This window comes from Rhodoferax sp., assembly GCF_013297935.1.
In the GTDB taxonomy this organism is placed as follows: Bacteria; Pseudomonadota; Gammaproteobacteria; order Burkholderiales; family Burkholderiaceae_C; genus Allorhodoferax.
In genome coordinates this window covers 577768-604163 of sequence record NZ_JAAFIX010000001.1, presented here as the reverse complement: position 1 = coordinate 604163, position 26396 = coordinate 577768, and the positions used below count along the sequence as shown (strand labels likewise).

The 26396-nt window shown below is 60.9% G+C and carries 20 protein-coding genes and 1 pseudogene; 6 read left to right on the top strand and 15 right to left on the bottom strand.

Translation table 11 applies throughout. The features are described 5' to 3' along the window. Positions 1-8 precede the first annotated feature (8 nt). Complete coding sequence (locus QZW03_RS02860) at positions 9-842, top strand: undecaprenyl-diphosphate phosphatase (RefSeq protein ID WP_296508131.1); 834 nt, start codon at positions 9-11, stop codon at positions 840-842. A gap of 3 nt (positions 843-845) precedes the next feature. On the opposite strand, the gene QZW03_RS02855 is transcribed toward QZW03_RS02860, so the two are convergent. The 6 genes and pseudogenes from QZW03_RS02855 to mutS all read right to left on the bottom strand — a co-directional run bounded on the left by QZW03_RS02855 (position 846) and on the right by mutS (position 10059). Further along, entirely contained in the window at positions 846-2579 is a 1734-nt protein-coding gene (locus tag QZW03_RS02855) for an EAL domain-containing response regulator (protein WP_296508129.1), read from the bottom strand. Further along, on the bottom strand, positions 2576-4372 hold the full coding sequence (locus QZW03_RS02850) for an ATP-binding protein (protein WP_296508127.1): 1797 nt from the start codon (positions 4370-4372) through the stop codon (positions 2576-2578). Before QZW03_RS02850 ends, QZW03_RS02855 begins: the two co-directional genes overlap by 4 nt. Positions 4373-4378: 6 nt before the next feature. Continuing rightward, positions 4379-5182 (bottom strand): alpha/beta hydrolase, encoded by an 804-nt coding sequence (locus QZW03_RS02845; protein WP_296508125.1) that lies wholly within the window; start codon positions 5180-5182, stop codon positions 4379-4381. A gap of 6 nt (positions 5183-5188) precedes the next feature. After that, positions 5189-6016 carry a proteasome-type protease gene (locus QZW03_RS02840; protein WP_296508123.1) on the bottom strand — a complete coding sequence of 276 codons (828 nt, stop codon included), beginning with the start codon at positions 6014-6016 and terminating at the stop codon, positions 5189-5191. A 252-nt stretch (positions 6017-6268) separates the two neighbouring features. Then, positions 6269-7267 (bottom strand): annotated as a pseudogene (locus QZW03_RS17410) (ankyrin repeat domain-containing protein); the annotation flags it as partial. Between the two features lie 221 nt (positions 7268-7488). After that, complete coding sequence (gene mutS / locus QZW03_RS02825; protein WP_296508120.1) at positions 7489-10059, bottom strand: DNA mismatch repair protein MutS; 2571 nt, start codon at positions 10057-10059, stop codon at positions 7489-7491. A 146-nt stretch (positions 10060-10205) separates the two neighbouring features. On the opposite strand from mutS, the gene QZW03_RS02820 reads away from it, so the two are divergent. Both QZW03_RS02820 and QZW03_RS02815 read left to right on the top strand, forming a co-directional pair. Continuing rightward, positions 10206-13127: an EAL domain-containing protein gene (locus tag QZW03_RS02820; RefSeq protein ID WP_296508118.1), complete on the top strand. Its 2922-nt coding sequence runs from the start codon at positions 10206-10208 to the stop codon at positions 13125-13127. A gap of 5 nt (positions 13128-13132) precedes the next feature. Then, the gene (locus QZW03_RS02815; RefSeq protein ID WP_296508116.1) at positions 13133-16069 is read left to right on the top strand and encodes an EAL domain-containing protein; all 2937 of its coding nucleotides are present in this window, start codon (positions 13133-13135) and stop codon (positions 16067-16069) included. Here the strand turns inward: QZW03_RS02815 and QZW03_RS02810 are convergent. Then, entirely contained in the window at positions 16066-16989 is a 924-nt protein-coding gene (locus QZW03_RS02810; RefSeq protein ID WP_296508114.1) for an inositol monophosphatase family protein, read from the bottom strand. The genes QZW03_RS02815 and QZW03_RS02810 overlap by 4 nt on opposite strands. Before the next feature lie 132 nt (positions 16990-17121). Here QZW03_RS02810 and QZW03_RS02805 point away from each other — a divergent pair, with 132 nt between their 5' ends. Both QZW03_RS02805 and cysE read left to right on the top strand, forming a co-directional pair. After that, positions 17122-17907 carry an RNA methyltransferase gene (locus tag QZW03_RS02805; protein ID WP_296508112.1) on the top strand — a complete coding sequence of 262 codons (786 nt, stop codon included), beginning with the start codon at positions 17122-17124 and terminating at the stop codon, positions 17905-17907. A 69-nt stretch (positions 17908-17976) separates the two neighbouring features. Further along, on the top strand, positions 17977-18750 hold the full coding sequence (gene cysE / locus QZW03_RS02800) for a serine O-acetyltransferase (protein WP_296508110.1): 774 nt from the start codon (positions 17977-17979) through the stop codon (positions 18748-18750). Here the strand turns inward: cysE and mog are convergent. Both mog and yjgA read right to left on the bottom strand, forming a co-directional pair. Beyond that, positions 18728-19312 carry a molybdopterin adenylyltransferase gene (mog, locus tag QZW03_RS02795; RefSeq protein ID WP_296508317.1) on the bottom strand — a complete coding sequence of 195 codons (585 nt, stop codon included), beginning with the start codon at positions 19310-19312 and terminating at the stop codon, positions 18728-18730. The genes cysE and mog overlap by 23 nt on opposite strands. Before the next feature lie 11 nt (positions 19313-19323). Further along, complete coding sequence (yjgA, locus tag QZW03_RS02790) at positions 19324-19980, bottom strand: ribosome biogenesis factor YjgA (RefSeq protein ID WP_296508108.1); 657 nt, start codon at positions 19978-19980, stop codon at positions 19324-19326. Between the two features lie 23 nt (positions 19981-20003). Here yjgA and pmbA point away from each other — a divergent pair, with 23 nt between their 5' ends. Then, positions 20004-21416, top strand: a complete 1413-nt coding sequence (pmbA, locus tag QZW03_RS02785) for a metalloprotease PmbA (RefSeq protein WP_296508106.1) — start codon at positions 20004-20006, stop codon at positions 21414-21416. Positions 21417-21483: 67 nt separating this feature from the next. Here pmbA and QZW03_RS02780 read toward each other — a convergent pair whose 3' ends face one another. The 6 genes from QZW03_RS02780 to ybiB all read right to left on the bottom strand — a co-directional run bounded on the left by QZW03_RS02780 (position 21484) and on the right by ybiB (position 26355). Beyond that, positions 21484-21930 (bottom strand): GatB/YqeY domain-containing protein, encoded by a 447-nt coding sequence (locus tag QZW03_RS02780; protein ID WP_296508104.1) that lies wholly within the window; start codon positions 21928-21930, stop codon positions 21484-21486. Positions 21931-22052: 122 nt separating this feature from the next. Beyond that, a complete protein-coding gene (gene rpsU / locus QZW03_RS02775) occupies positions 22053-22265 on the bottom strand; it encodes a 30S ribosomal protein S21 (protein ID WP_094477962.1) in 213 nt (70 codons plus the stop codon). Between the two features lie 129 nt (positions 22266-22394). Beyond that, positions 22395-23639, bottom strand: a complete 1245-nt coding sequence (locus QZW03_RS02770) for an NAD(P)/FAD-dependent oxidoreductase (RefSeq protein WP_296508100.1) — start codon at positions 23637-23639, stop codon at positions 22395-22397. A 271-nt stretch (positions 23640-23910) separates the two neighbouring features. Further along, on the bottom strand, positions 23911-24597 hold the full coding sequence (locus QZW03_RS02765; protein WP_296508098.1) for a methyl-accepting chemotaxis protein: 687 nt from the start codon (positions 24595-24597) through the stop codon (positions 23911-23913). Between the two features lie 55 nt (positions 24598-24652). Beyond that, positions 24653-25453, bottom strand: coding sequence for a uroporphyrinogen-III C-methyltransferase (gene cobA / locus QZW03_RS02760; protein WP_296508096.1), 801 nt, complete (start codon positions 25451-25453; stop codon positions 24653-24655). Continuing rightward, positions 25450-26355 (bottom strand): DNA-binding protein YbiB, encoded by a 906-nt coding sequence (ybiB, locus tag QZW03_RS02755; protein ID WP_296508094.1) that lies wholly within the window; start codon positions 26353-26355, stop codon positions 25450-25452. Before ybiB ends, cobA begins: the two co-directional genes overlap by 4 nt. Positions 26356-26396: the final 41 nt, after the last annotated feature.

Sequence of the window (26396 nt, the reverse complement as noted above, 5' to 3'; positions counted from 1 at the left end):
GAAATGTTTTGGATATTGTGTTGTTGATCAAGGCCGCCATCATGGGTGTGGTCGAGGGGCTGACCGAGTTTTTGCCGATTTCGAGCACGGGTCACCTGATTCTGGCGGGCTCGCTGCTGGGTTTTGTCGATGCCAAAGCCAAGGTGTTTGACATCGCCATTCAAACCGGCGCCATTTTTGCCGTGATCCTGGTGTACTGGCAGAAGATCCGCGACACGCTGGTGGCTCTGCCTACCGAGCGCTCGGCCCAGCGGTTTGCACTCAATGTGTTCATCGGATTTGTGCCGGCGGTCCTGCTGGGCTTGCTGTTCGGCAAAGCTATCAAAGCGAACTTGTTCACCCCGGCCGTGGTGGCCACCACCTTCATTGTGGGGGGCTTCATCATTTTGTGGGCCGAAAAGCGCCAGAGCGCCGGTGGCAATGCGGTGCGGGTGCACAACGTGGACGATATGAGCCCAGTCGATGCCCTCAAGGTCGGCTTGGTGCAGTGTCTGGCCATGATTCCGGGGACCAGTCGCAGCGGGGCCACCATCATCGGTGGCATGTTGCTGGGCCTGTCGCGCAAAGCGGCCACCGACTTTTCGTTCTTTTTGGCGATCCCCACCCTTACCGGTGCCGGCGCCTACAGTCTCTACAAAGAGCGGGCGCTGCTGTCCGTGGCGGACGTGCCGATGTTCAGTGTGGGGCTGGTGTTCTCATTCATCAGCGCGTGGTTGTGTGTGCGCTGGTTGCTCAAGTTCATTTCCACCCACAGCTTTGTCGGGTTCGCCTACTACCGTATCGTGTTCGGCATTGTGGTGCTGCTCACCTCGTGGAGCGGGCTGGTGGTCTGGGCAGAGTAAGCCTCAGATCACGGGGTCGCTGACAGCGAGGTAAGTCGCAAAGCCTGAAAACGCAGCTGAGGCCTGGTCGGCAGGCACCGGTTTGCTGAACAGGTAGCCCTGCACGTCTTCGCAGCCCAGCTCGCGCAAAAACGCCAGTTGCTCGGGCAGTTCTACCCCTTCGGCGACCACGTTCATTCCAAAGCTGTGGGCCATGGCCACAATGGCGCGGGTAATAGCAACATCCCCCGCATCCTGCGGAATATTGCGAATAAAGGCTTGGTCAATTTTGAGCGCGTCCAGCGGGTAGCGCTTGAGGTAGGCCAGGCTGGAATAGCCGGTGCCGAAGTCATCCATGGCCAGCTTCACACCCAGCGCCTTGCAGTCGTGCAAGATCGCCAGCGTGGTCGCCACGTTGTGCAGGGCCAGGCTCTCGGTGACTTCGAGCTCCAGCATTTCCGGCGGCAGGCCGGTGTCTGCCAGCACGGTCTTGACCAGCACGGGCAGGTTTTGGCCGGTGAATTGGCGTACCGAAATGTTGACCGCCATGCGGAAGTCGCGGTGGCCTCGGGCTAGCCACTGAGCCGCCTGCCGCGCGGCCGTGTGCATGACCCACTCGCCGATCTGGACGATGATGCCGCTTTGTTCCGCAACCGGGATGAACTCCGCCGGTGAGATCCAGCCCATGGTGGCATGTTGCCAGCGCAGCAAGGCCTCGAAGCCGACGACCTGCCCGGTCGCAATGCGGACTTGGGGCTGGTAATAGACCTGCAAGTCTCCGTTTTTGAGTGCGCTGTGCAATTCGTTATGAATCAGAAGTGAGCGCGCCACCCGGCGGTTCATGGCGGCGTCAAAGTACGCATAGGTTCCCGGCCCGTCCGGCTTGGCATGGTGCAGCGCCGATTCGGCGTTGAGCAGCAAGGCGTGAACACTGTCGGCCTGCTGGGGGTACATGCTGGCCCCGGCACTGGTAGACAGGAACAAGGTGTGGCCCGAGACCAAGTAGGGCTGGGACAGGGCGCGCATCAGGGTGTCTGCAAAACCCGCCAGCGCCTGCGTGTGGCCGAGTCCCGTAACGCACACGCCAAACTGGTCGCCACCAATGCGGCCCACCGCGTCATAGGGATGGGTGCTGCTGCTCCGCAGGGCCGTCTGTTGCAGTCGTTTGCCGACTTCGCGCAGGACCAGGTCGCCCACCCCGGTGCCCAGTGATTCGTTGATTTTGGAAAAGCCGTCGAGCCCCAGACACAGCAGCGAGACGTGGTTGCAGGCACCCAGCGCGTTGTCGACTTCTTGCTCGAACAAGTCGCGCCCCGGGAGGCCGGTCAGCGTGTCGATCTGCATGGCCTGCCGGGTTTCTAACTGCAGGCGCTGTGCCGCCAGCTGCTGGATACGGCTGCGCTCCAGCCGGGCTTGAACCGCTTCGAGCAACTCGTCCCGGCGGCAGGGCTTGGTGAGATAGTCGTCCGCCCCCAGATTCATGCCGGTGCGGGTGTCACTGCGGTCGGCACGGGCGGTGAGCATGATGACGGGCAGTGTGGCAGTCGACGGGTTGTCGCGCAGTGCTTTGACGAGCCCGAAGCCGTCGAGCAAGGGCATCATCACATCGGTGAGCACCAGGTCGTGCCGGTCGGCTAGGGCAAAGCGCAAGGCTTCTTCGCCGTTGCAGGCGGCGCTGACCTCGTAGCCTTCGAGCTCCAGCATCCACTGCAGGTTCTCACGCAGTGAAGGCTCGTCCTCAGCAATCAATATCTTCATGTGGTGAGACCTCCAGTAACTGCGGGCGCTGCCAGCACCACAGAAAAGCAACTGCCCTCGCCGGGGGTGCTTTGAACGCTGATGCTGCCGGCATGGCAGAGCACCGCCTCCCGGACGATGGACAGCCCCAAGCCGGTGCCGGCAATCATTCCGACGTTGCTGGCGCGGTGAAAACTCTCAAAAAGCTGCGGCTGGTCGGCAAGCGGGATGCCGATGCCCTGGTCTGAAACCTCGATCAAGAGCTCGCTGCCCCGCGGACTCACCTGGAGCCGGACCTGGCCCCCGTCGGGCGAGTATTTGATGGCGTTGGACAGCAGGTTACCCACGATATTGCGGATCAGGCTCTCATCGAGCAAATAGCAGTCCGCATCGGGCGGTAAATCTAGCTGCAGGCGTATGCGTTCGAAAGCCTCGGGCATGGCGCTGCGGATCTCGTCAGCGAGGCTCTTGCAGAAAATACTGATACGAGAGGGCTGCGGTTTGAACTGCAGGCGCCCGGCGTCGGACCGGCCGATCACCAACACGTTTTCCAGCATGTGGGTCATGCGCTCGACCGCATCGTCAATTTTTTGCAGGGTGAGACGTTTTTTGTCGAGTGGCATGCGGTCGTCGTAATGCATGAGCAAATCGACGGACCCGTGAATCGTGGCCAGCGGTGTGCGGAACTCATGCGAGGCGACCGAGATGAAACGGCTCTTGAGGTCGTTGAGCTCGATTTGTTGCTGCAGTGCGCGCTTCTGATCGGCTTCGGCCCGGACCCGGGCGGTTGCATCCACCACGAAGAGGAGGGTGGCATCGTCCGCGCCCCATTGGATTAACACCGCAGACAAATCGAGGGTGCGCACCTCTCCGGAGGCGGTGATGACGCGAAAGGCGTAGGCCTCTTCGACCGTCTCGCCCCGCAAGCGCCGCTGGTGCCGGTCGACGACGGCAGGCACATCATCCGGGTGAATGGTGCCGGTGAACGGCATGGCCATGAGCGCTTCTTTGGTGTGGCCCACGATGCGCTCCATGCTCGGATTCACAAACACCATGTGGCCTTTTTGCACGACCACCACACCCACGCCGACGTTTTCAATGACCGAGCGGTAGCGCGCTTCGGAGCGGCGCAAGTCTTCAATCGCCTGGTAGCGCTCAATGGCCGCGCTCACGTGGTTGGCGAAAAAGCTCAAGATGTTAGAGTCCGCCTCGGAGTAGGTCACATCCCCGCTGTAGGCCTGCACCACCAGCACCCCGCCAATGCGGCCATGGATCTGCATCGGTACACCCAGCCAGGTGGAAAACGTGAGGTCGCCACTGGCTTCCAGCATGAAGCCCTGCGCGCGCAGCTGGCGAAAGCGCTCCGCATCCATGAGCTGCGGGCGTGCACTCTCCAGCACAAACTCGGTCATGCCACGTTTGTAGGGCGAGCCTTCGGTCTGCATGACGTCACCATCTTTTTCGTCGACGTAGTAAGGGTAGTCCATGACGCCCTTGGCGTGGTTGTGCAGTGCCACGTAAAAATTGTCGGCAAACATCAGTTCCCGCAGCAGCTGGTGCACCACCTTTAAGAAGTCGTAAAACAACAAGCCGGCGGTAGCGCGCTCGGCAATGCGGTAGAAAACCCGCTGCATGGCCTCGGACTTGCGCTGCTCGTCGGAGTCCCGCTGCAGCTCGGTGGTGCGCTGCAGGAGCCACTGCCGCGCCTGCACCTGTTGCTGGTTGAGCAGGGTTCGCAGGTTCTCATTGTCTTCCTGCAGTGTCCTGACTCGCGCTTCCAGAGAGTCCGGTCGTTCGTTGTCAGGCATAGGCATGTGGTCTCAGTGTTCCATGTTGCGCAGCGCTGCTTCCAGCGCCGCGGCCGTGGCAAGCGGCTTTTCCATCGGGAAGAGATGCGTTCCATCCAGCATCATGATGCGACCGCGGGACACTTTGTGCGTCAGGTCCATGCCCACTTGTTTCATTTCGGCGGACTGGTCGCCGCCAATGAAAGTTACTGGGCACTTCACCGGATGCCGCGCCAACAACCGGTCCATGTTGTCCGGGAGGGTGTTGTAGAAAGCGGTTTCCACGTCGCGGTCGAAGGCTAGCACGCGCCGCCCTTCGCTGTCCTCAGGGAATTCATCTACGTAGTCCTGCAGAACCTGGGGGTCCCAGCGTGCAAAAGCCTTTTTGTGCTGAAAATGGGTGAGCGCGGCATCTGTGTCGGGCCAGCTGTTGCGGCGCTTGCGGCTTACCGCTCCTGGTGAAATAGAGCCGACCAACTGCGTTGTCTTGGCCAGGCCCACCATGCGGGAGCGCCAGCCGCCCACCAGCGGAGAGTCAATCAACACCACGCCCTTGGCCAGCGCGGGCTGCTGGGCGGCCGCCATCAGGCTCAAAAAACCGCCCAAGGAGTGACCCACGAGCCAGACCGGTTCACCGGCTTTGTCGACGACCTTGGTCGCATGGTCCACCAGCTGTTGCACCACATGCGGCCAGTTGTTGCTGACCGGGTAGCGCGGGTCGTGGCCGTATTTTTCAACGGCTTTGACACTGTAGCCCCGTGCCCGCAAGCTCTTGAAAAGCACTTTGTAGGTGGAGGCCGGAAAGCTATTGGCGTGCGAGAAAACGATCGTCGACATGGGGGCTTAAATCAGCTTCTCGTCCGGGGTGGTGATTTTTTTCAGCGGCAAGCTGCGGGTGCTGGGTATCAACAGCGGCACCTCGGTCTGGCCACCGTTCCAAGCCGGGTCTTCAATGCTGTCAAACACCTCGCGCAGCTTCTGGCCCCAGCTGTTGTGCAGCATCTTGAAGTAGGGGTTGTTCTCGTCGATGCACACCACCTTGTCGGTGGCGAAGCTGTTGGCCTCGTACACCACCATGTCCAGCGGCAAGCCGACCGACAGGTTGGACTTGAGCGTGGAGTCCATGGACACAAGCGCACACTTGGCGGCCTCGTCCAAAGGTGTGTTCGGAGTGATCACGCGGTCCAGCACGGGTTTGCCGTATTTGGATTCGCCGACCTGGAAGTAGGGCGTCTCGGGTGTGGCTTCGATGAAGTTGCCGGCCGAATAGACCTGGAACAGGCGCATGCCTTCGCCCTGGATCTGGCCGCCGAAGATCAGCGATACGTTGAAATCGACACCCGCATTCTTGAGAGCTGCGCCGTCGCGCTCCTGCACCTTGCGGATGGCTGAGCCCAGCACGCGGGCGGCGTCGAACATGCTCTTGGCGTTCCAGATGGTGATGCCTTCGTCGTCTTCGTGGTCCTTGAGCCGCTCAATCTGCAAGATCTCGCGCACCGACTGGGAAATGCTCAAGTTACCGGCCGAGAGCAGGACCATAAAGCGTTCTTGGGGCTTCTCGTACACGATCATTTTGCGGAAGGTGCTGATTTGGTCGAGTCCGGCATTGGTGCGGGAGTCGGAGAGGAACACCAGTCCGGCATTCAGTTTGATGGCAACGCAGTAGGTCATTTTTCTTGTGGCTTGGGGCAAAGGCTAGAGTGTATCGGGGTAGGTGGGGTAGTCCTTGCCGGGCGGGGCGGCGGTGTGCGGGCCGGGGGGGCTCATGAACCTTCGGTTCACAAATCGCCCCCAACCCGCACACCGCCGCCCCGCCCGGCAAGGACATGGGGTTTGCGGGACGCGCCGTCGGCGCTGCGCAAACATCACTACGACATTCGTAATTCGATTCAGTAGACCTCTGGAGCTGCCTACTTATTTCATTCACTTAGCTATATTCGAAAGATGCTTCTTGATTTCTTGGGCAACGTCAGGCTCAGCTAAGTCGAAAAATGTTTTTCCATCTTTCCGCTTTGCCGCCGCATTTGCTCCGGCCCTGATTAGCTCCAGCAGGGTTGCATTCCTGTTTCGGGGCGAGGCGCTTCCTGATAATGCCCAGAAAAGGGGTGTCGCGCCATCACTGTCTGTCGCATTCGGATTCGCTCCGTGTTGGGTGAGCAATCTAACCATGTAGTGGTTGCCTGCACCAGCACTGCGCATCAACGGACTTATTCCGTCGATTGTGCGGCCATTTGTATCTGCGCCTTTTTCGATTAGTTGCAGGACAAGTCGATGCCGCGCCTCTCTTGCGTCCTCGCCTATTGCAATTTCCTTGACTGCATGCATAAGAGGCGTCTCGCCCTTTTTGTCAGCGATAGTTACGTTGGCGCCAGCAGCAACCAGCAATTCAGAAATGTCCAACTCGGAGGTTGAGTCTCCTCCCTCGCTTCTCAAAGCCCTTAGCAGTGCTGTTTCACCTTGTTTGTTTCGGATGTCAAGGTTCGCGCCGGATTCAATCAAGAACCTAATCATTGGTAACTTCCCGCTATTAACAGCCATCAACAGCGGTGTATTGCCAGACGCATTTTTCACATCAATATTTGCCCCTTTGCTTAGCAAGAGACGAGCGATATCCGTATTTGTGGTCCAAAACAGCGCAGTGCTTCCATCGTCAGTTTTTGCATCTATCTTTGCACCCGCTTCAATCAATAATTTTGTGATGTCTAAAGAGTTGTTGTTAGCGCTCACGGCGTCAAAGAACGCTTTCCAGCCGTCTTTGTCACTCGCATTGACGTCCACACCCATCGCCAGCATTGTTTTGATTGCTTGAATATCTCCGAATCGTCTAATGACTAGCATCAAGGGGGTTTGCCCGTTGATGGGGTTACGCGACTGGACATTTGCGCCATTCTCAAGCAGTAACTTGATCGTCGGAAGAGGTGCAAAAGAACACGCTTAAACGAAAAGACTGACGCCGAAAGCATTTTGTCCATTGACGTCTTCTCCGCTTTTCAGTGCTTCGAGGACCTTTGCGTTGTCCCCACGCAGGACCGCTGTTCCAAGTGTCTGCGCAAGGGACGTAATGCTGGCACTAGCAAGCAATCCAACGAAAAAGAGTCGATAGAGGAATCTATGGGTCTGTGTATTCATCGTTACTGACTTTCCTAGTGAGTGGATTTCGCCAAAAGCGCTTTGAGCTGGTAAAGCGCGTCCATCGCCTCGCGCGGACTTAGTGCATCCGGGTTGATGGCTGAGAGCGCCGTCTCTAATGCGCTGGCAGCTACTATTTCTGTAGCAGGGGGCGCAGCGAACAGGTCCACTTGGGCTTGGGATTCGCTGGCCTGTGCCTCCAGCGCGTCCAGCGTGTGGCGGGCGTGGTTCAGCACGGCGGCGGGCATGCCGGCCAGGCGGGCCACTTGCACGCCGTAGCTTTTGCTGGCCGGGCCGGGTTCGATGGCGTGCAGGAACACGATGTCGCGGCCCGCCTCGGCGGCGCTCACGTGCACGTTCAGCGCCGCGTGGTGGGTGGCGGGGAACTCGGTGAGCTCGAAATAGTGGGTGGCAAACAGGGTGAAGGCCTGGGTTTTGTCGTGCAACTGGGTGGCAATCGCACTCGCAAGAGCCAAGCCGTCAAAGGTGCTGGTGCCCCGGCCTATTTCGTCCATCAGCACCAGGCTGTGGGGCGTGGCGCTGTGCAAAATCTGCGCAGCCTCGGTCATTTCCAACATGAAGGTGGACTGGGCATTGGCCAAATCGTCCGCCGCGCCGATGCGGGTGTGGATCGCGTCGATTGGCCCCAAGCGGCAAGCCTGCGCGGGCACGTAGCTGCCGATGCTGGCCAGCAGCACGATCAGCGCGACCTGGCGCATATACGTCGATTTACCGCCCATGTTGGGCCCGGTGATGACCTGCATGCGCTGCTTGATGCCTAGCCGCGTGTCGTTGGCAATGAAATTTCCGCTGCTGAGTTCGGCCAGCCTGGCCTGCACCACGGGGTGGCGGCCCTGGGTGATGTCGATGCAGGGTTCGGCCACAAACTGCGGGGCGTTCCACTCCAGCGTGAGGGAGCGCTCGGTCAGGGCGCACAAAGTGTCCAGCGCGGCGAGCGATTGGGCCACGGCGGTGAGCGCCGGAATGTGCGCCTGCAACTGGTCCAGCACCTGCTCGAACAACCACTTTTCGCGGGCCAGGGCGCGCTCTTGAGCGCTCAAGGCTTTGTCTTCAAAAGCCTTGAGCTCGGGGGTGATGAAGCGCTCGGCATTCTTCAGGGTCTGGCGGCGGCGGTAGTCATCGGGCACCTTGTCGGCCTGGCCGGTGGTGACTTCGATGTAGAAGCCGTGCACCTTGTTGAACTGCACCCGCAAATTGGCAATGCCGGTGCGGGCTTTTTCGCGGACTTCGAGGTCCAGCAAAAACGCATCGCAGTTGGTCTGGATGGCGCGCAGCTCGTCCAGCTCGGCATCAAAACCGTCGGCAATCACGCCGCCATCGCGCACCAGCGCGGCAGGCTCGGGGGCAATGGCGCGTGCCAACAGCGCAATGGCATCTGCTGGCGGCTGCAGTTGGCTGCAAATATGTGCCAAATAGCCCTCTAGCCCTCGTAGATGCTGCGCGAGTAGCTCTGTTTTTTGTAGCGTTTGCACCAGCGCCACCAGCTCGCGCGGGCGCACCTGGCGCAGCGCCGTGCGGGCGGTGATGCGCTCCACATCGGCACAGCCCTTGAGCGGGCCGCGCAAGGTTTGCCACAGGGCAGGGCGCAGTGTGGCGATGGCGGCCAGCCGGTGCTGGGCTTCGGTTCGCTCGCGCAGTGGCTCCAGCAGCCAGCGTTTGAGCAGGCGGCTGCCCATGCCCGTCATGCAGGTGTCAAGCAGGCTGAACAGCGTGGGGCTGTCTTCACCGCGCAGGGTCTGCACCAGCTCTAGGTTGCGACGGGTGGTGGCGGGCAGGTCGATGAGTGCGTCGTCGCGCTGCACCTGCACGCTGTGGATGTGGGTGAGCGTGCGGCCCTGAGTGTGCTCTGCGTAGCCCAGCAGTGCGCCGGCTGCGGCGTGGGCCAAAGCCAGCTCTTGCGCGTTCCAGCTACTCAGGCTGGCGGCTTGCAGGGCGTCCAACAATTTGCGCTGGCCCAAAGCGCTGTCAAACTGCCACTCGGGGCGGGCGGTCAAGTAGACGGCTGTGCCGTGGCGCAGGCGCTTGAGGCGGTCTTCAAAGGTGGTGGTGCAGCCCGCACTGTAGGCTAGCTCGCTGGGCGCGATGCGGCTCACCCAGTCGGGCACCTCGTCGGGCGTGCATTCGGCCAGAAACACCACGCCTTGGGTCACAGACAACCACGCCAGACCGCAGCGGTTGCGCGGACCTTGGTGCACGGCCATCAGCATGGACTCGGTTTTCTCGGACAGCAGTTCTGCGTCCGTCAGCGTGCCGGGGGTGACCACGCGCACCACTTTGCGCTCCACCGGGCCTTTGGTGGCGCCCACCTCGCCGGTCTGCTCGCAGATGGCCACCGATTCGCCATGGCGGATCAGCTTGGCCAGGTAGCCTTCTATGGCATGAAAAGGTACGCCGGCCATGACCACCGGCTGCCCGGCAGACTGGCCCCGCGTGGTGACGGTGATGTCCAGAATGCGGGCCGCCTTCTCGGCATCGGCGTAAAACATCTCGTAAAAATCACCCATGCGATAAAACAGCAGGGTGTCGGGGTGGTCGGCTTTGAGCCCCAGATACTGCTGCATCATGGGGGTGTGTTGGTCGAGCGGAGCGGGGGCTGGGGGGCGGGTCACAGTAGGAAAAAAGAGTAGTCAGGCGAAGGCGTGCATCACTTGGCACAGGCCCGCTGCAGGCCCTATCATAAGGAGATCAATCCCAACGGACCTTGTTCTCTGTGCAACCTTTTCCGGAATCTCCCCGTCCCGAGTCAGTTGTCGCAGCAGGCGCTGAGCCTGCGCTGCCCGTGGGCGTGGGGCCGGGGATTTTTCACACCATCTTCACCCACAGTCCCGAAGCCATTGCGCTGACCCGCGTCCGGGATGGTGCGGTTGTGCAAGTGAATGAAGAGTGGTTGCGCATGACGGGCTATGAGCGCCCTGACGTGCTCGGACGCACGGCCATTGAGTTGGGGCACTGGCTGTATCCGGAGCAACGTGCCCAGATATTCAGTCGTTTGGAGCCCGGTGGCCGGGTGGTCGACGCGGAAGTGACCCTCGTGATGAAGAATGGGGCTCCCCGCATGGTGCGCTTGAATGCCTCCATGATCTCCGAGGGGGGCGAAGCGTTTATTCTGATTTATCTGCGCGATGTCACGGCCGACCAACTGGCCGAGCAAGCTTTGCGTGCCGGTGAAGAGGCGCTGGCCCAAGCCAACGCCACCATGAACCGCCAGGTGAAACTGCATGAATTGACCGAGTCCGTCGCGCGGGTGGGCTACTGGGTGAGCTACCCCGGGGACGATACGGTGCACCTCTCCGCCGGCTTGGCCCAGATGGCGGGTTGGGAGGGCGAGTCTCTGGTGACCACCGACATGTTGTGGAGCCGGGTATTTCCAGAGGACCTACCTGCCCTTCAGCAGGCGCAGGCCCGCATGGACGGTGCGGTGGTGGAGTTTCGCTCTCGTGCCCAAGACGGCCGGGTACTGTGGGCGCGATCGAGGATGCACCGGCAAGTGGCGGATGGGCATGTGCTTGCGGACTTCGGGGTCATACAGGAATTCACAGAAGAGCGCGAAGTTCGCGAGTCGTTGCGAAAGCAACTCGAGTTTGTACAGAAGATTACGAGTCGCGCGCCTGGCATGCTGTACGAGTTCCAGTGTTGGCCCGACGGCAGGTTGACTTTCCCGTTTGTCAGTTCCGCGGTGCATCAGTTTTTCGGGGCGTCGGTCGAAGAAGTCAAAAAAGACGCTCGGGCAGTGCTCGAGCGCATTCACCCAGACGATATTCCGCAAGTCAGGGACACCACCCAGGAGGCCCTTCGCTCCATGCGGCCTTGGAGTTGCGAGTTCCGCACCCGCGAGAACGGCGAGGCGGAGCGCTGGTTTCTGGGAACCTCCGTGCCGGAGTTGCTGGCTGACGGGTCGGTATTGTTCACCGGCTCGATTACCGACATCACCACCCAGAAACAAGCCTTGGGTCGTTTGAAAGAAAGCGAAGAGCGCTTTCGAAGCCTCTCCAGCCTGTCGTCCGACTGGTACTGGGAGCAGGATGAGCAGTTTTGCTTCACCCGCATTGACGGCGATGGCACGAATGCAGATCGCCTGGCGCCACAGGCCGCACTGGGCCGGGTGCGGTGGGACTCCGGCGGTCTTGGTGTCACCCTCGACCAGTGGGCTGCGCACCGGGCGGTGCTGGAGGCACACCAAACCTTCCAGGACTTTGAGATGCAGCGGGTCATGTCGGATGGCACCTACATGTGGGTGTCGGTAAGCGGAACCCCGATTTTCGACAGCCAAGGCGTGTTTCGCGGCTACCGCGGCACGGGCCGGGATATCACGCCGCGCAAAACAGCAGAGGCCGAAATAGAGCGCCTGGCCTTTTTTGATGCGCTGACCGCTTTGCCCAACCGCCGCATGTTGATTGACCGCTTGGGGCATGCGCTGTCGGCCAGCGATCGCCGCGGCAAACACGGTGCCTTGTTGTTTATTGACCTCGATAACTTCAAGGTACTGAACGACACCTTGGGTCACCACACGGGCGATTTGCTCTTGCAGCAAGTCGCACAACGCGTGCAGAGTTGTGTGCGGAGCATGGATACGGTGGCCCGCCTGGGGGGCGACGAGTTTGTGGTGATGTTGGAGGAGCTCGACGCTGACGCCACCGTAGCCGCTAGCGAAGCGGAAGTGGTTGCCAAAAAAATCTTGAGCGCTCTGAACAAGCAGTTTGCGCTGGGCAGCCACAACATGCACAGCTCGCCGAGTATCGGGGTCACCCTGTTTTTCCGGCGCACGGACAGTATTGAAGAGTTGCTCAAGCGGGCGGATCTGGCGATGTACCAAGCCAAGAGCGCCGGTCGCAACACCCTGCGGTTTTTTGATCCGGCCATGCAATCTGCTGCGTCGGCCAGGGCTGATATGGAGGCCGATTTGCGCACGGCCCTACAGGATGAGCAGTTTGTTTTGTACTACCAACCTGTGGTGTCCGCGGATGGTGCTGTGACCGGGGTCGAGGCGCTGGTGCGTTGGCAGCACCCTCATAAAGGCATGGTGTCGCCCGGTGACTTTATTCCTGTAGCCGAGCAAACCGGCCTGATATTGCCTCTGGGCCAATGGGTGCTGGAGGCGGCTTGTGCACAGCTGGTGGCTTGGAGTGATACCCCTCGGACTCAGCGATTGAGCGTAGCGGTGAACGTCAGTACCCGCCAGTTCAGGCATCCCGATTTTTCCACCCATATTCTTGACCTTTTGCGCACCAGTGGGGCTAACCCATACCGCCTGAAGCTGGAGTTGACGGAAAGCCTCTTGCTCTCGGATTTCGACGAGGCTATTTTAAAAATGGGTGAACTTCGGTCGATTGGCGTGAGCTTCTCGCTGGATGACTTCGGCACAGGTTACTCGTCGCTCGCGTACTTGAAGCGTTTGCCTTTGGATCAACTCAAGATTGACAAATCCTTCGTGCGCGATGTGTTGACGGATCCCAATGATGCGGCCATCGCAAGGACTATTTTGAGTTTAGCCAAGAGCCTGGACCTGGGGGTGGTGGCGGAGGGTGTAGAGAGCGCCGGGCAGAGGGACTTCTTGTTGGCTGCGGGGTGCCGGTCGTTTCAGGGATATTTTTTTGGCAGACCGGTGCCGGTGAGCCAGCTTCAGCTAGGGTAGATCGGATGACGGATTCCTCCAAACCCCAAGACGCGCAGCACCTACGTGCACTTGCGGATTTGCAGCAAGCCAATGTGTCGTTGGAGCAAGTCAATCGCCGTCAGTTTGACATGCTGCAAGCCTTGTTCTTGCACAGCCCGGCGGCTATTTCTCTCCAGCGGATGGCGGACGGTTGTTTCGTCGATGTCAACGCGCGCTGGCAGCAACTCACAGGCTTCACCTGGGATGAAGCTACCGCGGGCAATGCCGTTTCTTTGGGCTTCTGGCCGGATTTGCAGGCTCGTGATGCGGCATTAGCCGAAATGCAGTCGGACCCTTCCTTGTCGGGGGTTGAGATTAGCTTCACCAACGGCCGGGGTGAGGACATGCTGCTGGAGTGGCGGGGTTCGGTTATGCAGGTGGCCGGCGAGCCGCATATTCTGGTGTACTTGATGGACATTACGGCTCAGCGCATTGCGCAGGATGCCGTGATGGAGAGTGAAAATGCGCTTCAAGAGGCCAATGAGGAGTTGCGTGGTCAGTTAGAGCTCTACGAGGAAACGGAGCACCTTGCGCAAGCCGGTCATTGGCTGGTGCCACAGGGGCAGACGGATCCACGCTGGTCCCGGGGATTGTTCCGTATGGCTCAAATTCCCTGGACGGAGACCATCACCCGGGAATTGTCGGGCTCCGGCATACACCCCGAAGACCGGCCGCGCTACCTAGAGGCTCGCGAAGCGCTGGATGGCCGACTTGTTGAATTCCGCTGGAGTCGACGGGATGGTGAGGTGCGCTGGATCCGCAGCCGCATGCACCGCTACCACCGCCTCGACGGCACCTATGTCGATTTCGGTGTGGTGCAGGACTTCACGGAAGAAGCCGTGGCCAAGCAGGTGCTGCAGCAGCGACTGGACGTGATTCAGCGCCTCACCAGCCGACTGCCCGAGATGGTGTTTCAGTTCGAAATGCACAGCCGGGACAGCGGATCGTTTGTGTTCGTGAGCGACGCTTGCAGCGACATTTTCGGAGTGAGTCCGGAGCAGGTGCAGGCCAGGCCGGATGTGATCTTCAAGATGATCCACACCGATGACATCATCCAGACGCTCAAGTCCATGAGTGCATCGGCCCAAGACTCCAAGACCTGGGCCCAAGAGTTCCGTATCGTGCGTCCGGACGGCGAAGTCCGCACGCTGTTCGGCAAGGCCATCACCTTTCTGGAGCCTAGCGGGCGTTACAACGCCTACGGGTCGGTGACCGACATCACGGCGCACAAAGCGTCACTGGCAGTGCTGCAGGAGAGCGAGGCGCGATTCAGGGCCCTGACCGAGTTGTCGTCGGATTGGTACTGGGAGCAGGACACCGATTACCGGTTTACCCGGTTTGATGGTTCGATTCAGAGTGGGAAGCTGAAAATTCATGCGAGCATCGGCAAGACCCGGTGGGAGAGCGGCGCACTGAACATGGGTGAATCGGACTGGTCAGCCCATCGCCAGTTGCTGGAGGCCCGTCTCCCGTTTCACGAATTGGAGTTGAGTGACCGCGATGACGAAGGTAGCGTGTACTGGATATCCACCAGCGGTGCGCCGATTTTTGACTCGCACGGGGTGTTCAAGGGCTACCGGGGTATCGGTCGCAATATCACTGAGCGCAAAGCGGCGGAAGAAAAAATCGAGCGACTGGCTTTTTACGATGTGCTCACGGACCTGCCCAATCGCCGTTTGCTGCTCGACCACCTGCACTATGCCGTTGCCGCCAGCGGGCGTGGCAAATTGCAGGGCGCCTTGCTGTTTATTGACCTCGACAATTTCAAGGATCTCAACGACACCCGAGGGCACGATGTCGGCGACCGCCTGCTGACCCAGGTGGCGCTGCGTCTGAAGGCCTGCGTAAGGGAGTCCGACACGGTGGCCCGTTTAGGGGGCGACGAGTTCGTGGTGCTGCTGCAGGATCTGGATGGCAGCTTGCAGGATGCCGGCGTGCTGGCGGAGTCCGTCGGTAAGAAAATATTGTTGAGTCTGAATGCCGCCTACGATCTACCGGGCGGCGCGCATCACAGCACCCCGAGCATTGGCGTGGTCCTGATTCACGGGCAAAAACAATCGGTCGACGAGTTGCTCAAACAGGCCGACCTCGCCATGTACGAAGCCAAAGCGGCCGGGCGCAATACCCTGCGGTTTTTTGATCCGGCCATGCAGGCCATGGTGGCCCAGCGCACTGAAATGGAAGCGGACCTGCGCCGCGGACTCCAGCGCGGGGAGCTGTTGCTGTACTACCAACCCTTGGTCGATATGGACCGCAAAGTGGTGGGTGCCGAGGCCTTGCTGCGGTGGCAGCATCCGGTGCGGGGGCTGGTGCCGCCGGTGCAGTTCATTTCCTTGGCGGAGCAGACCGGGCTCATCATCCCACTCGGAGAATGGGTGCTGCACACCGCCTGCGCGCAGTTGGCCCGCTGGGCTGCCGATACAGCCAGTGCCAAGCTCACAGTGGCCGTGAACGTGAGCGCGAGACAATTCCGACAGCCCGAGTTCGTGTCCCAAGTCCAGGGCGCGCTCAAAGAAACGGGGGCCGACCCCAAATTGCTCAAGCTGGAGTTGACAGAGAGTCTGTTGCTCACCGACACCCAGGACGCGATCATGAAAATGACGGCCCTGCGCAGCTTGGGTGTGCGCTTTGCGCTCGATGATTTTGGGACGGGCTATTCTTCTTTGTCTTACCTCAAGTTGCTGCCGCTGCAGCAACTCAAGATCGACCAGTCGTTCGTGCGGGATGTGCTCACCGACCACAACGACGCTGCCATCGCCCGCACGGTGCTGGCGCTGGGCAGCAGCCTCGGGTTTGATGTGGTGGCGGAAGGGGTGGAAACCGAAGGGCAGCGCCAGTTCCTCATGGCTCAGGGCTGCACCTTGTTTCAGGGCTATCTATTCGGCCGGCCGGTGCCGGTGGCCGATTTCCGTTTCAGTTAAAACGGGGCGTCTTCACTGCCCGCCGCGGGGGCTGCGGACTCTGCCGGAGTGGATGTGGCAGCATTGTCGGCCTCGATGGCGGCTTGACGCAGAGCTGCCTTTTCACCGGCAGGTGCGAACTTGCTGTATTTGCCCAGAATGCTGACCAACTGGCCGTAAACGCGGGGGTTGCCGGCCAGGCATTCGTGTTGTTCGAGGAAGTCGGCTTCACCGGTGAAGTTGCCCACCAGACCACCGGCCTCGGTCACCAGCAAGGAGCCGGCAGCAATGTCCCAGGGCTGCAGGCCCAGTTCAAAGAAACCTTCGGTGTAACCGGCAGCCACATAGGCCAAGTCGAGCGCGGCAGCGCCGGGGCGACGCAGGCCGGCGGTGCGCTGCATGACATCGCCCATCATGGTCAGGTACTGGTTGAAGTTGTCGCCCGGGCGGAACGGAAAGCCGGTGGAGATCAGCGACTCTTTGAGTTGCGTGCGCTTGGAGACGCGGATACGACGGTCATTCAGGTAAGCGCCGCGGCCCTTGGTGGCAGTAAACAAGTCGTTGCGGGTGGGGTCGTACACCACGGCCTGCTCGATCTTGCCGCGCACGGACAAGGCGATGCTCACGCAGTACACGGGCAAGCCGTGGATGAAGTTGGTGGTGCCGTCCAGTGGGTCGATGATCCAGACGTATTCGGAGTCGCGGGCGCCGAACTCGGAGCCGGACTCTTCCGCCAAGATGCCGTGGCCGGGGTAGGCCGTCAGCAGGGTTTCTATGATCGCTTGCTCTGCAGCCTTGTCGACTTCGGTCACAAAGTCGTTGGCTTTTTTCTGGGAAACGCGAACGGATTCGATGTCAAGCGCAGCGCGGTTGATGATGGAACCGGCGGTGCGGGCGGCCTTGATGGCCACGTTGGCCATGGGGTGCAGATTGAGCGTCATAAATTGTGGGGGAAGAACTGGAAGGACCGGCTGGCGATGCAGGCGGCGACAATGTCGGTATTTTAACGGCTCGGGCTTGGTTGCGCACCCTATCTTTGTGCGGTTGCAGCAATTTGGCCTCTATCACGCTCCATGCACACCCGATTTATCCTGATTAACACCAGCCATGCCGGCAATGTGGGCGCGGCGGCCCGCGCCATCAAAACCATGGGGTTTGACGACCTGGTACTGGTAGCTCCCCGCTGGCCGAACGTGCTGCGCCGCGAAGAAACCATCCAGCGTGCCAGCGGCGCCTTGGATGTGCTCGACAAATGCCGCATCGTGGACACCCTGGACGAGGCGCTGGACGGAATCACCCACTTGTGTGCCACCGCGATGACTCCGCGGGACTTCGGCCCCCCCACCACGACCCCGCGTGAGCATTTTGAAATGCTATTAAAAAAGGAGCTGCCTGCGCAGTATCTGCAAGGGCTGGAGGCCAATTTGGCTGAAAGTCCGGCTCCTGAGGCCGGTGCGCAGCAAGGCGTCGGGTTTTTGTTCGGTTCGGAGCGCTTCGGCATGCGTAACGAGGACGTGTACCGCTGCCATGTGTGCCTCTCTATTCCCAGCAACCCGAACTTCGGTTCGCTCAATATCGGCGCGGCTCTGCAGGTGATTGCTTACGAATGGCGGCTCGCTTTGGGCGGCTTCGGGGTGCAGCCGGCTACAGCGCCCTCCACGCTGGCCGATGCAGGCCAGGTGGCCGGTATGTTGACGCACCTGGAGCAATCGCTGGTCGCCCTCGGGTTTCTGGACCCTGCCGCACCCAAGAAGCTCATGCCACGCTTGAATGCCCTGTTCAATCGTGCCCAGGTCAGCCAGGAGGAGATCCACATTCTTCGCGGGATCGCCAAGGCCATACTGCAACAGCGCAGCTAATCGCCTGCCATGGGTGCGGATTTGCCGGCAGCCACCGCAGAGCAACCGGCGAGGGGATAGACTGACGCTATGTTTTTCCGAATCCGCTCCGATATTCAGTGCATCCTTGACCGTGACCCCGCTGCCCGCAGCACCTGGGAGGTCATCACCTGTTACCCCGGCCTGCATGCGGTGGTGCTGCACCGGCCGGCGCACTGGTTCTGGAACCACGGCTTCAAATGGCTGGGGCGCTTTACCTCGCATGTGGCCCGTTTCCTGACGGGTATTGAAATACACCCCGGCGCCAAGTTGGGCGAGCGGGTGTTCTTTGACCATGCCATGGGCACCGTGGTCGGCGAAACGGCAGAAATCGGTGATGGTTGCACCATTTACCAAGGGGTGACCTTGGGTGGCACCAGTCTGTACAAAGGCAGCAAGCGCCACCCCACCTTGGGTAAAGATGTGGTGGTCAGCGCCGGCGCCAAGGTACTGGGCGGCTTTGAGGTGGGCGACGGGGCCAAGATCGGCAGCAACGCTGTTGTGGTCAAGCCGGTGCCTGCCGGGGCCACTGCAGTGGGGATTCCCGCGCGCATTTTGCCGAGCAAAGAAGGGGTGAGTGCCGATGTCACGACCCCGGACCGCAAATTCACCGCCTACGGCATCACCCAGGAAGACGATCCGGTGAGCCAGGCCCTGCGCGGTCTGGTGGACAGTGCATCAGGCCAGGACCATCAGATCGCCATGCTGTGGAAGGCCGTAGAACAGCTCTCTGCCAAACTGGCCGACAGCGATTGCGTCCCCAAAGATGCGGCCCGCAAAGAGTGCTTTGAGGCCGCTAAACTCAACGAGTTGATCGGGAAGTAGCGCTTTTCGGCCGGAAGGCCTTGCAGACGGTCTCGACTGTTTCAATGAAGGGTCCGCCAATCAGGTCGATGCAGTAGGGCACCGCAGCAAAGATGCCGGGGACCTGCTGCTTGCCGTCGGAGTCCTTCAGGCCTTCCAAGGTTTCTGCAATCGCTTTGGGTTGACCGGGCAGGTTGATGATCAGGGTCTGGTCGCGGATCACCGCCACCTGTCGGGACAGGATAGCCGTGGGCACAAAGTTCAGGCTAATCGCGCGCATTTGCTCGCCAAAGCCGGGCATGGTCTTGTGGGCCACAGCCAGCGTCGCCTCAGGGGTGACATCGCGCAGGGCCGGGCCGGTACCGCCCGTGGTCAGCACCAGGGCGCAGCTAGCATCGACCAGGGCGATCAAGGTGTCTTCAATCGTGGCTTGGTCATCCGCTATCAAGCGGGTTTCAAAGACCACCGGGTTGTGTACCGCGCGGCTGATCCAGTCCTGCAATGCAGGCAGGCCCTTGTCTTCGTAGACGCCGGCCGATGCTCTGTCGCTGATAGATACCAAGCCGATGCGAACTTCGTCCATCGGATGTCCGCTCAATCTTCCTCTCCTTCGTCATCGTCGGCGGAGGCTTCTTGCTTGGCGGCTTCCTGGTGGGCGAGCAGGGCTTCGCGCACCAATTGGAAAATTTCGCGGTACGAACGGCCGTGGCGCACGGCTTCGCCCGGTTTCTCGGGCTTAGCGTCTTTGCGAGCCTGGCGAACCAAGGCGCGCAGCTGCTGGCTATCGGTGTCAGGGCTCAGGTTGAGCCATTGACCGAGTGCGTCGTCTTCTGCAATGAGTCGGTCCCGCCATTGTTCTGCCTGGTGCAGGACCATGGTTTCCTGAACCGACGGCATGTGCTGTTCTTCGAGCGCTGCGCGGATCTGTTCCCACTTGGCGGGGTCGAGCTTGCGCATCAGCTTGCCGATGAACTGCATCTGACGGCGTTTGCCTTCAAAGTTGGTAATGCGTTTGGCTTCCGCCACGCCTTCTACCAACCGGTCGGGCAGTTCTAGTTTGATCATCAAGTCGGCGCGCATATCCAGCAGGTCTTCACCCAGCTTTTGCAATGCGTCGCTTTCTTTTTTGAGGTCGGTGCGGGTCGGTTCATCCGTGCCCTTGAGTTCGCGCTTGTACTCCAGGTCGAGTGCGCTGCCTTCGGCAACGAACAAGCCCCGGACGTAATAGCCCTTTTTTAGTTTGCGTGACATAGCCAAGTATCATAGCCGTCGCCATGAAGAAACCCACCTCCGCCCGTCCTCTGCCTTCTCCTGAGTCCACCAAACCTGCCGATAGCGGTTTTGCTTACACACGGGCTTTCTTTGAAACCCGGGTCGATGCGGCCCTTGCCCATGCCAAAAAGTTGGGTGCAACCGACTCCGGCGCAGAAGTGTCCGAAGGCTGCGGCCTGAGCGTGTCGGTGCGCAACGGGGAGTTGGAAAACGTGGAGCGCAACCGCGATAAATCGCTGGGCGTGACGGTGTACATCGGCAACCGCCGGGGCAATGCGAGCACCTCTGATTTTTCAGACGCCGCGATTGAACAAACCGTGCGTGCCGCCTACGACATTGCCCGTTTCACGGCCGAAGACCCCTTTGCCAGCTTGCCGGATGCGGACGACATTGTGCCGGTCGCCGAGCGCGAGCGCGAGTTGGACTTGTTTTTCCCGTGGGCGGTCACCAGTGAAGAAGCTGCCGTTTTGGCTCTCGAATGCGAAGCTGCCGCACTGGGCGTGAGCAAGAAAATCACCAACAGCGAAGGTGCGGCCGTGTCGGCGCAACAATCGCATTTCTTCAGCGCCCACACACGGGGTTTCCGGGGGGGGTACGCCTCTTCGCGCCACTCGTTTTCTGTGTCTCCGATTGCCGGCAAGGGCAAAGACATGCAGCGCGACGCCTGGTTCAGCTCTATGCGTTCCGCCGACGAGTTGGCCTCTCCCCAGGCCGTGGGGCGCTATGCCGCAGAGCGGGCCCTGAGTCGCCTGAAAGCCCGCAAAATCGCCACCGTCGAGTGCCCGGTGTTGTTTGAGTCGCCCCTGGCGGCAGGGCTGCTGGGTGCGTTCGTGCAAGCTGTCAGTGGTGGTGCCCTGTACCGCAAGAGCACCTTTCTCCTGGATTCCTTGGGCAAGCAAGTGCTGCCCAAGCACATCGACATACAGGAAGATCCGTTTGTCCTGCGCGGCAAAGGCAGCTCTCCGTTTGATGACGAAGGTGTGCGCGTGCAAGCCCGCACCGTGGTGGACGCCGGCCGGGTGCAGGGTTACTTTTTGAGCAGCTATTCCGCCCGCAAATTGGGCATGCGCACCACCGGTAACTCGGGTGGTTCACACAACCTGACCTTTACCTCGCGGCTCACCAAAGCCGGCGACAACCTTGATGCCATGTTGAAAAAACTGGGCACCGGCCTGTTGGTAACCGAGCTGATGGGGCAGGGCGTGAATTACGTGACCGGCGACTACAGCCGGGGCGCCAGTGGCTTCTGGGTAGAAAACGGCCGAATCGCTTACCCGGTCCATGAGATCACCATCGCCGGCAACATGAAAGACATGCTCAAAGGCATTGAAGCAGTGGGTGCAGACACCTACAACTACGGTGCCAAGACCGTGGGCTCCATTTTGATCAACCGGATGAAGGTGGCGGGGAGCTGATGAGGTCGCTTACCGACATAAAGGAAAAAGGGGCCCGTGGGCCCCTTTTCTGATGACGTGTGTTGGATTAACCAGCCAGTGCTGTTTTGACGGCAGCAGACACTGTACCCATTTCCGCTTTGCCAGCCAGGCGCGTTTTGACTGCGCCCATGACCTTGCCCATGTCGCCGGGGCCGGAAGCGCCCAGCTCGGCCACGATGGCCTTGACTTCTGCCAGCACTTCGTCAGCACTCATGCGCTGTGGCAAGTAAGCCTGTAGCACTTTCATTTCAGCCGCTTCTTTGTCGGCCAGTTCCTGGCGTTCAGCCTTCACAAAGGCTTCGATCGAATCTTTGCGTTGCTTGATCAGCTTGTCGACGATGGCCACCACCATGGCGTCATCCAGTTCAACGCGCTCGTCCACTTCCTTTTGTTTCAAGGCGGCCAGCAGCAGGCGGATGGTGCCCAGGCGCTCACTGTCTTTGGCGCGCATGGCGGTTTTCATGTCTTCGGTGATCTGGTCTTTGAGGGACATAGCGGTGCTTCCTGAGGAGTGAAACAAAAAGGGACAGTTCAAAATGACAAAAGCCCGCCGGAGCGTCCCCAGGCGAGCTTTTGTGGGCTATGTTGCTCGTGAGAGCGACAAGGCCGCGAAGATTAGTACATCTTCTTAGGGAGTTGCATGCTGCGGATGCGCTTGTAGTTGCGCTTCACAGCGGCTGCCTTCTTGCGCTTGCGCTCGGCAGTGGGCTTCTCGTAGAACTCGCGGGCGCGCAGGTCGGTCAGCAAGCCCAATTTTTCAATGGTGCGCTTGAAGCGACGCAGTGCTACGTCAAAGGGTTCGTTTTCTTTTACACGGATCGTTGTCATTACGTAATGAATTCCAAAATATGCCGGCGGATTGCTTGGGGGAAGATCGTGCCCCACATGCCTCGCACAGCGGTTTCCCCGTCTTTAACTAGTATTGGCCGACGGGGGTTCTGCCAGAATAGCCAGCGATTATAGCGTCTTCGAGCGGGCTGCCAAGCCATGCGCACATGCAAAAGCGCTGGCCCAGGCCCATTGGAAGTTGTAGCCGCCTAGCCAGCCGGTCACATCGGTCACTTCACCAATGAAAAACAGGCCGGGTTGGCGGCTCTCCAGCGTCTGGCTGGACAGCACTTTGGTGTCCACACCGCCCGCAGTGACCTCGGCCTTGCGGTAGCCCTCGGTGCCGGTGGGCGTGAGCTCCCAGCGCGAGAGTCGCTCGGCCAGAGCGTTCAGGGCCTTGTCGCTGGCCTCGTTAACAGGGCGCTGCCAGTCTTGGCCCCAGGCGGGCCCTTGGCTCACCCAGGTGTCGGCCAGACGGCTGGGCACCAGGCCCGCCAGTTCGTTGGCGACCCGTTTGCGGGAGCTGCTTTTGGCTTGCGACAGGTGTTGTGCCAAGTCCACAGTGGGGGCCAGATTCAGCCGGATCGGCGTGCCCTCGGCCCAATAGCTGGAGATTTGCAGCACCCCGGGGCCTGAGAGGCCACGGTGGGTGAACAACAAATCTTCCCGGAATGACATGCTGCTCTTCTTGGCTCCCGTGGCGATGTCTACCGGCAGCGACAGGCCCGACAGCTCGGCGAACGGCGCCCAAGTGGCTTCGTCAAAAGTGAGCGGCACAAGCGCCGGGCGGGGCGTGATGACTGGTAGGTCGAACTGCTTGGCAACCCGGTAGCCGAAATCGGTAGCGCCGATTTTGGGGATCGACAGGCCCCCGCTGGCAATCACCAATGCCCCGCAATGCAGGGTGCCACGGTCACTATCAATTTCATAGCTGCTTGCGCAATTGCCATGAGGGCTAGAGGCCAAGAAGCGTATGTTTTTGACGCTGCAAGGCTGCCAGTGCTCCACGCCCCCTGCTGCGCACTCGGCCAGCAGCATGGCAATCAGGTCCTCGGCGGAGCGGTCGCAAAACAGCTGGCCTTTGTGCTTTTCGTGAAAGGCGATGCCGTGCTTTTTCACCAGCGCCACAAAGTCTGCCGGGGTGTAACGCGACAGGGCGCTTTTGGCAAAACGAGGGTTCTCGCTGATGAAGTTGGCAGCGCTCACATCCATGTTGGTGAAGTTGCTGCGCCCCCCGCCGGAGATGCGGATTTTTTCGGCTACCTTTTCGCTGTGGTCGAGCACCAGCACTTTGAGGCCCAGCTGGCCCGCCACGCCGGCACAAAACAAGCCGGCAGCCCCGGCACCCACGATCACGACGTCAAAACTATGCATAGGCGCGCAGTGTAGGCGACGGCAGCGCCGGCCAGCTAGCCGTGGGTCTGCCCCCGCAGACTGGCGCGATTTGGCGAGCGCAGCGAGTATGAACGCCGGGCTGTGGGGGCGGACCCACGGCGTTCTCTCCGGAGGATGTGACCCGGAGTGGGTGGTCCCACAGCCCAAGGCTCATACTCGCTTCGCTCATCAAATCGCCGTGTGCTGCGGGCCCACCCACTCCGGGTCACATCGAGTGCTCGGCGGTGTTCTCCCGGGCCACCGGAGTTGCCTAAGCGTGCGGCGACTTGCGGTCAGCCAGATGGATGGCTTTTTGCGTCAAACCGTCGATTTCGGTGCTGATGCCTGAAAGCACATTGGCCACGACTGCAAACTCGCGCCCCTTGTCGCCGGCGCGGGCTGCGATGACTTGGGCGTTGAAGCTCACAATTTTGGCCTCGCGGGCGATGGTGTGGATATCGGACACGATGCCGCTCAGCTCCTTGAATAGGTTGTCCGACTGCGCTTTGGAGATCGCATCAAACGTGCTGGTGGCTTTGTTCAGGGCGTTGAGCACCGTATCGTTGTCGGCCACAACGCTGGCGATCAGGGCTTGCGCATTGCCCCGGCGCTCAATCGTCTCCAGGGTGCTGCGCATGCGGTCCATAAAGGTCTCGATGGTCACGCCGATGCCTTGCGGCCCCTCGTAGACGGCGCGCAACTGGCGCGCAATGAGTGGCTCGTAGTGGGTGAGGGTGGCGAGTAATTTTGCTTCGCTGTCGCAAAACAACTGGAAGGTTTTTTGGGCCGCCTGCAGTTGGGCAGCATCGCCACCGGCCGCCAACAAGGCCTGCATGATCACCCGCTGGGACAGCATGCGCTGGCGGGCGGCCAGATTCAGGTCTGACAGGGGTGCAGCTGCACCGCTGGGCGGTGAGCTGACCACGGGCGGAGGGAGCGTTGCTGCAGGGTGGGGCATGGTGCAAGCAGTGCGTTGTGTCGGAGACCGACACGCCGCAAGTTGCGTGCCGGGGTCAGCCGCTGCAGAGGGCGCCGCGCGTGTCGTCGGCTTGGGCGGCAGCCAGCAAACCACTCATGACATCGCCCACCACAATCACGCTGGGGCTGGCCAGCCCTTCCCGGGAAATCGTTGTTTGCAGATCGCCCAAGTTGCACACTGCGTGGCGCTGGTGGGGCAGGCTGGCGTTTTGGATGACGGCTACCGGGGTGTCGGCGCCCAGGCCGCAGAGCAGGCCGGCTTCGATGTCGGCGGCGCCACTCACGCCCATGTAAATCACCAGGGTCAGCTTGGCTTGGCGGGCGGCGGTGGCCAGCGCAGGCCAGTCGGTGCCGCTGTCGCCGGGTTTGGCGTGGCCGGTCACAAACACCACGCCATGCGCGTGTTCGCGGTGGGTCAGTGGCACGTTCAGCGACGTCACAGCCGCCAGGCCCGCGGTGATGCCGTTGATGACCGACACGCGGATGCCGGCTTCTTCGAGGTGCTCCACCTCTTCGCCGCCGCGGCCGAAGATGAACGGGTCGCCGCCCTTGAGGCGCACGACGTTCTCACCCTCTTGGGCGGCGGTGATCATGAGGCGCTCGATGAAAGACTGGGGGGTGGACTTGCAGCCACCGCGCTTGCCCACGTGCACGATGCGGGCCGCCGGATTGGCGTGGGCCACGATGGCGTCGTTCACCAGGTCGTCCACCAGTAGCACGGTAGCGTGTTGGATGGCTTTCAGAGCCTTGAGGGTGAGCAACTCCGGGTCGCCGGGACCGGCGCCTACCAGGGTGACATGGCCGGTGGCCGGGGTGTTGCTGAGGTCGTGTTTCATAGTGATGTATGGAGCAGCAAGATGTGCGCCACCTGTTCGGCAATAGGCGCCGGAACGGGGCTGTGACCCTGCAATACGGATTGAATATACGCGGCGGTGCTGGCGGCGTCGATGGCGGTGGGCAGTTCGGGCAAGGTGGTCAGCGAACCGGCTTGGTAGGCCTGCAGATCGGTGGCTTGGCCTGCCACAAAGGCCTGCATTTTGGGGGTGCGGCGGGCGTCCGCCACGGACTCGCCTTCGGTGCCGCGAATCAGCAGGGCGTGGGCTCCCATCAAAGCAAATGTCTCCGCCATGGACACCGCGTATTCGGGGTGGGTGTAGCTGCTCACCAGCAGGGCGGGGCCGTCCACCGGGTTCATGAGCTTGACCAGGCTGTGCGCCGGGTTGCGCAGGTTCACCACCCGGCGCACATCCAGTAGGCGCTGCAGGCCGGGCAGCAGGGTGCCGGTGGGCACAAATGCCACGCTGCCGTTTGCTATGCTTTTAGGAGCTGCTTGCGCAGGTATTCCGAGGGCTAGAAGCACTTCTGATACAAAAACCCGCTTGTCTTCAGTGGGGGCGCCGTGGATCAGCACCGGCAGCCCTTCGCGTGCCAGCAGCAGGGCCAAGAGCGGGGTGAGCAGTGGCAGCTTGCGCGCCCCGTTGTAGCTGGGGATGACCACCACGGGCACATCGCTGGCGGGCACCAGGGTCATGCGGCTGCGCACGGCATCGAGAAAACCGGCCATCTCCAGGGCGGTTTCGCCTTTGATACGCATGGCCAGACAAAACGCACCGACCTCTAGGTCGGTGACCGTGCCGTCCAGCACCTGGCCGAGCAGGTCGGTCGCCTGCTCGCGGGTGAGCGCACGGGCGCCGTCTTTGCCGCGCCCGATTTCCTTGATGTAGTTGCCAATAGCCATCTGCTGATTGTCGGTGAAGCCAGATAACCTTCGGCTATGTC